The organism is Polaromonas sp. P3_C2 (assembly GCF_056402675.1).
In genome coordinates this window covers 1-5,524 of record NZ_JBFUGX010000266.1, presented here as the reverse complement: position 1 = coordinate 5,524, position 5,524 = coordinate 1, and the positions used below count along the sequence as shown (strand labels likewise).

5 protein-coding genes are annotated in these 5,524 nt (G+C 62.1%); 2 read left to right on the top strand and 3 right to left on the bottom strand.

From position 1 onward, the window contains the following. Both AC1DWI_RS12455 and AC1DWI_RS12450 read right to left on the bottom strand, forming a co-directional pair. Window positions 1–608: aldolase/citrate lyase family protein (locus AC1DWI_RS12455; RefSeq protein WP_477724932.1), on the bottom strand; the 608-nt coding region annotated here is incomplete at its 3' end. A 22-nt stretch (window positions 609–630) separates the two neighbouring features. Beyond that, the gene (locus AC1DWI_RS12450; RefSeq protein WP_477671329.1) at window positions 631–2,112 is read right to left on the bottom strand and encodes a lipid II flippase MurJ; all 1,482 of its coding nucleotides are present in this window, start codon (window positions 2,110–2,112) and stop codon (window positions 631–633) included. 152 nt (window positions 2,113–2,264) lie between these two features. Here AC1DWI_RS12450 and lysS point away from each other — a divergent pair, with 152 nt between their 5' ends. Continuing rightward, window positions 2,265–3,821 (top strand): lysine--tRNA ligase, encoded by a 1,557-nt coding sequence (gene lysS / locus AC1DWI_RS12445; protein ID WP_477671328.1) that lies wholly within the window; start codon window positions 2,265–2,267, stop codon window positions 3,819–3,821. Between the two features lie 132 nt (window positions 3,822–3,953). Continuing rightward, complete coding sequence (locus tag AC1DWI_RS12440) at window positions 3,954–4,460, top strand: YgjP-like metallopeptidase domain-containing protein (RefSeq protein WP_477671327.1); 507 nt, start codon at window positions 3,954–3,956, stop codon at window positions 4,458–4,460. Window positions 4,461–4,591: 131 nt separating this feature from the next. On the opposite strand, the gene nagZ is transcribed toward AC1DWI_RS12440, so the two are convergent. Further along, a partial coding sequence (gene nagZ, locus AC1DWI_RS12435; protein ID WP_477724931.1) for a beta-N-acetylhexosaminidase occupies window positions 4,592–5,524 on the bottom strand: 933 nt, incomplete at its 5' end.

The window sequence follows — 5,524 nt, the reverse complement described above, 5'->3', positions numbered from 1 at the left end:
CCCATAACATCGCGGCCGGGAAGTGAGCCCTCGTCTGCGCGGGCGATCCCGCCAAAGCCCATCGGTAAACCCCGCCGCCTTGCCGCTGCCGCTACGCGGTCAACATGGCCCTGGGCCAACGGCTCGAACATGAAGCGGCAGCCCATCGCCAAGTGCAGGTCATTCAGGCCGACGAAGACCTCTCCAAGCCCCGGCGTGTCCAGCCATTGCTCGAGCGATTCGAGCGCACCCACGGTTTCGAGCAGGGGCACTACCGGCACACGGCCATCGACGATTTCGCAGAAGCTCCGCAATTCCTGCGCGGTCGAAAACATCGGAAGCATCAGCAGGTCGGCCCCTTGCGCAAGCACAGCATCGACCTCCGCACGGGCTGCAGCCGGCTGATCGAGCCGGTATGGATTGACGCGAACCATGAGACGCGAATGCCGTAAAACTGCCTTGACACGGCCCACATCGTCAATCTGGTGCGTACTGATGAAAGTGTTGCGCCCGGCCTGGCGCTCGGCCTTGCCATTGCGTTCAAGGTCCACAAACAGCCGCATGGCCGGCATCCGGTCACAGCGTTTCGCCAGCTCCGGCTGGTTGGTAATGGTCAGTAAGTCAATCATGGAACGAAAGAGGAATAAGCCATTATTGCCCGCCGGCCTGCGGCACGGCCAACGGCTGGCGGCCCAGAAAACTGCGCAGCAAAGGGCTGGCCAGCAGCGCGCTGGCCAGCACCACTACCGCAAAAAAGCTGGCTGCCAGCGCGCTGGGCAGAAAATTCCAGCGGCCAAACCAGCGACTGGCCACGACCAGAAGCAGGCAAGCGGCCAACGGGGCAAGCATGGCACGCCACGGCAGCGCCCGGTGAAGCTGCTCGCGCTCGGTAAATAACATGGCGAGTGTGATGCCCGCCAGTACGGCATTGAGCGCCCCCATCACAAGCGCGCCTCCGGCAAGCCCGGACCAAGCTGCAACGGCGAGCGCAGTCAGGCCGGCGACATAAGCCCAGACTGCGCGGTGCATATGCCCCGATGCAGCCATGACTGTCAGCAATACGGCGATCAAAGCCTGTGGCAGCAGTGACCAGATACCGATGGCCCCCCAGCGCGCAATAACTTCCAGATGCCCGGCATCCATGCGGCCCCAGCCAAACAGCAGTTGGGCAAGCGGCAGCGAAAAGCTGCCCACCACGGCGATCGCTGCGCAAGCCAGGGTCCAGGCCAGGAGAAAGGCAATTTGCAAAGCCCTGTCGCGTTCCGCAGAGCCTACTTCGGTGCGGGTGATTGCCGGAAAAGCCAGACTGGCCACGAGCTGCACCGCGAGCACCAGCGGCAACTCCACCAGCTTCCAGGCGTAATTAAAGTCTGCGAGGGCCCCCTCCCCGGCCTGGGACGCCAGGCTGCGCCCCATCAGGGGCAACAGCAGCAGCAGGCCCGAAGACAGGCCGGCCCAGATCCATATGCCCGCAGCAGGCGGGGCCGGCATAGCCATCGCCGCCGGACCAGTCGGCGCAGCCTGCGGAAGCCGCCAGGCCAGCCAGCCGAGGCGCGCGACCATCGCCAGCACAAGGAAGCAGCCCAGGATAAAGACAGTTCGATCTCCGCTGTTTTGCGGCGCCAGGAACAGCGCAAGAACCAGCAGCAGGTTGACCACAAGATTGCCGCTGTACATGCCTACGAAATCCCGTTCATGCTGCAATCGCGTTACCCAGAGCGCGGCCAGCATGGCCAGCGGCAGCACGGCGGCGCTCCAGGCCAGCGAGTCACGGCCAAGGATGGCCATTTCGCCGCGCAGGCCAGGTGCAAGCGCATGGGACAGCGCACCCCGAAGTAACCAGATCAGCAAAGCCAGTACAAGACCAGTGCCGAGCAGCGCCCGTGCGACTTTTTTCTGGCTGGCATCCTGTTGCGCAGGCGTTTGGCGCGCCCATTCCGGCAACAACACGTAACCCAGGGCGCCGCTGAACAATATGCCGACCAGCAAGTCCGGCAGGGTGAACATCACAATCACCGCATCGCCAAGTCCGGTGGCGCCAAAAGCAGCGGCCTGGGCCGATTCCCGCAGGAGGCCGAGCAGGCGGCTGGCCATGAGCAAACCCAGGGAAAAAACGCCGGCGCGCAGGTACATAGGCGGGATTATCAAGGCTTAAATAGGGGCAGCCGGCCCTGAATGGGGAAACCAGCCACTTAAAAAACTAAAATCAACGGTTTGGCGCTTTGTCCGCAACAGCTGCAAACCGGCTTTGGCAGCGCCCCCGATCGTTTTCACACCTTCTGACCATGTCCGATAACAACACCGTGCCCCCTGCCCAAGACGAGAACCAGCTGATCGCCGAACGCCGCGAAAAGCTCAAGGCCATGCGCCAACGGCAGGCCGAAGGCCGGGGCGTCGCCTTCCCCAACGACGTCAAGCCGACGCACCGGGCGGCAGAGGTTTTCGAAAAGTACAGCGACAAGACCAACGAGGAACTCGAGCCGCTGGCGATCAAGGTTCATGTCGCAGGCCGCATGATGCTCAAGCGCGTGATGGGCAAGGCGAGCTTTGCGACGCTGCAGGATGCTTCGTTCGGCCCTACCGGCGGCCGCATCCAGCTCTATATCAACAATGAGGGCGTCGGCGAGGAAGTCCACAGCGCCTTCAAGCACTGGGACCTGGGCGACATCGTCGAGGCGACCGGCACAGTGTTCCGGACGCGGACCGGTGAACTTTCGATCCATGCGACCAGCCTGCGCCTGGTCACCAAAAGCCTGCGCCCCCTACCCGACAAATTCCACGGCATGGCCGACCAGGAAGTCAAATACCGCCAGCGTTATGTCGACCTGATCATGGATGCGGAGGCGCGCAAACGGTTCATGGCGCGCAGCAAGGCGGTCAGCAGCATCCGTGAATTCATGGTCGCAAACGATTTCCTTGAAGTCGAAACCCCCATGCTGCACCCCATCCCGGGCGGCGCCAATGCCAAGCCGTTCAAGACGCACCACAACGCGCTGGACCAGGAGATGTTTTTGCGCATCGCGCCTGAGCTCTACCTCAAGCGCCTCATCGTCGGCGGTTTCGAGCGTGTTTTTGAGATCAACCGCAGCTACCGCAACGAAGGCATCAGCGTCCGCCACAACCCCGAGTTCACCATGATGGAGTTCTACGCCGCCTGGTGGAATTACTCGGACCTGATGACGTTTACCGAAGCGCTGATCCGTGACGTGGCACAAAAAGTTTGCGGGTCGCTCGAGCTGAACTATGGAACCGGCCGGCTCGGGGGACCAATTGATCTGAGCAAGCCCTTTGAACGCCTGACGATCCGTGAAGCCATCCTCAAGCACACCGAGGCCGGCAAGCATGTGGACGATGCGGCCTGGCTGACGAACGCCCTCAAGAAGCTCGGCATGAGCGAAGAAAAAGACCGCCTCTCGACCCGTTCGCTGGCCAGCCTGCAGGTGCTTTATTTTGAGGAAACGGTGGAAGAAAAGCTCTGGCAGCCGACCTTCATCATGGAGCACCCGACCGAAATCTCCCCGCTGGCACGCGCCAACGACAGCCGTCCGGAGGTGACAGAGCGCTTTGAGCTCTACATCACCGGCCGCGAATTCGGCAATGGTTTCAGTGAGCTTAATGACGCTGAAGAGCAGGCCGCGCGCTTTAACGCCCAGGTAGCAGCCAAGGACAGTGGTGACGACGAAGCCATGTTTTATGACCACGACTTCATCCGCGCGCTGGAGTACGGCATGCCGCCGACCGGCGGCTGCGGCGTCGGCATAGACCGGCTGATGATGCTGCTGACCGACAGCCCCAGCATCCGTGATGTGATTCTCTTCCCCGCGCTGCGACGTGAGGTTTAGCCCACGATCGCGCACTTCGCCATCCCCGATTCCACACCAGCAGGGGCCGCGGGACTGGCTTTGCCAGACCGCTGGCGCCGCCCCCTTGAGGGGGGAACAGGCTACACGCAGTGAGCCTGGACGGGGGTGCTATTGAAATACCTTCTCGGCTACCCCGACAGTCTGCAGACCCAGGTGCAGCAGCTGCTGGCGCAGGGCCGGCTGGGTGAGGTGCTGCTTGCCAAATACCCCCTTGCCCATGGCGTGCGGACGGACAAGGCCCTGTACGACTACGTGATGGGACTCAAAAGCGAGTTTTTACGCAGCTCGGAGCCGCTTTCCAAAGTCGCTTTTGACAGCAAGCTGCACGTGATTGCCCATGCGCTGGGCACACACACCACTGTTTCCAGGGTCCAGGGCAGCAAACTTAAAGCCAAGCGTGAAATCCGGGTGGCAACGCTGTTCAGGGAAGTGCCGGAAGAGTTTTTGCGGATGATTGCGGTGCACGAACTGGCCCACATCAAGGAAAAAGCGCACGACAAGGCTTTTTACCAGCTCTGCACCCATATGGAGCCGCGCTACCACCAGTATGAATTTGACCTGCGGGTGTACCTGACGCATATGGATGCGGTGGGCCGGCTGGAGTGGCCTTCAGCCTGACCCCACTGCGGTGTGGCCACAGCCGTCCGTGCGGGTTTCGAATCGGTCAAATTTACAAGGAAAAGGCCTGAAACCCAATACAGTCTTGCGCCATCAGCTATTCATTTAATAGCATCTCCGGCAAACGCATCTCAGGGAATCRGCCCCATCGCGTGCATATACGCCGGGTGCAGCATCAGTTCGTCCCATTCGTGGGCTGGGGTGGCGGGCAGCAGGTCCAGCCGGCGCAGCTCGCTGGACTCCAGCGCTTCCCACTGGCCCTTGAGCAGCGCCTCGGCCATGCCGTCCAGCAGTTCGTCCACCGGTTTGCCCTCCCCCACCGACTGGTTGCACAGCAGGACCATGTCGCAGCCGGCGTTCAGCGCCGTGACAGCAGCCTCGGTGTAGCTGACTTCCTTGCCGTCAATGAGGCGTGCGCCGGCCATGCTCAGGTCGTCGCTGAAAATCGCGCCGCCAAAACCCAGCTGGCCGCGCAGGATGTAAGTCAGCCACTTTTCCGAAAAACCTGCCGGCCTGGCGTCCACCTTGGGGTAAATCACATGTGCCGGCATCACGCTGGTGAGCGTGGTGTTCAGCCACTCATAAGGCGCGGCGTCGTCGGCCAGGATGGCTTTCAGGCTGCGTTTGTCGACCGGGATGTCGGTATGGGAGTCGGYCTTGACGAAACCATGGCCGGGGAAGTGCTTGCCGCAATTGGCCATACCCGCCTGCAGCAGGCCGTGCATCAGGCTTTTGGCCAGCAGCGTGACCACGCGCGGGTCGCGGCCAAAGGCGCGGTCGCCGATGACCCCGCTTTCACCCCAATCGAGGTCCAACACCGGCGTGAAACTGAAATCAACGCCGCAAGCGCRCAACTCGGCACCCAGCACGTAGCCACAGGCGGTGGCGGCGTTGGTGGCCGCAAGCTGGTCCTTCATCCACAGCGAGYCCAGCGCGCGCATAGGCGGCAGGTGGGTAAAACCATCCGTCCTGAAGCGCTGCACGCGGCCGCCTTCGTGGTCCACGCAAATCAGCAAGTCCGGCCGGATGCTCTTTATCTCAGCACAGAGCGCGCTCAGTTGCCG

Bases quoted from the DNA above. Each gene is read 5' to 3' on its own strand.
- AC1DWI_RS12450 (WP_477671329.1), bottom strand. From the start codon at position 2,112: ATGTACCTGCGCGCCGGCGTTTTTTCCCTGGGTTTGCTCATGGCCAGC.
- lysS (WP_477671328.1), top strand. From the start codon at position 2,265: ATGTCCGATAACAACACCGTGCCCCCTGCCCAAGACGAGAACCAGCTG.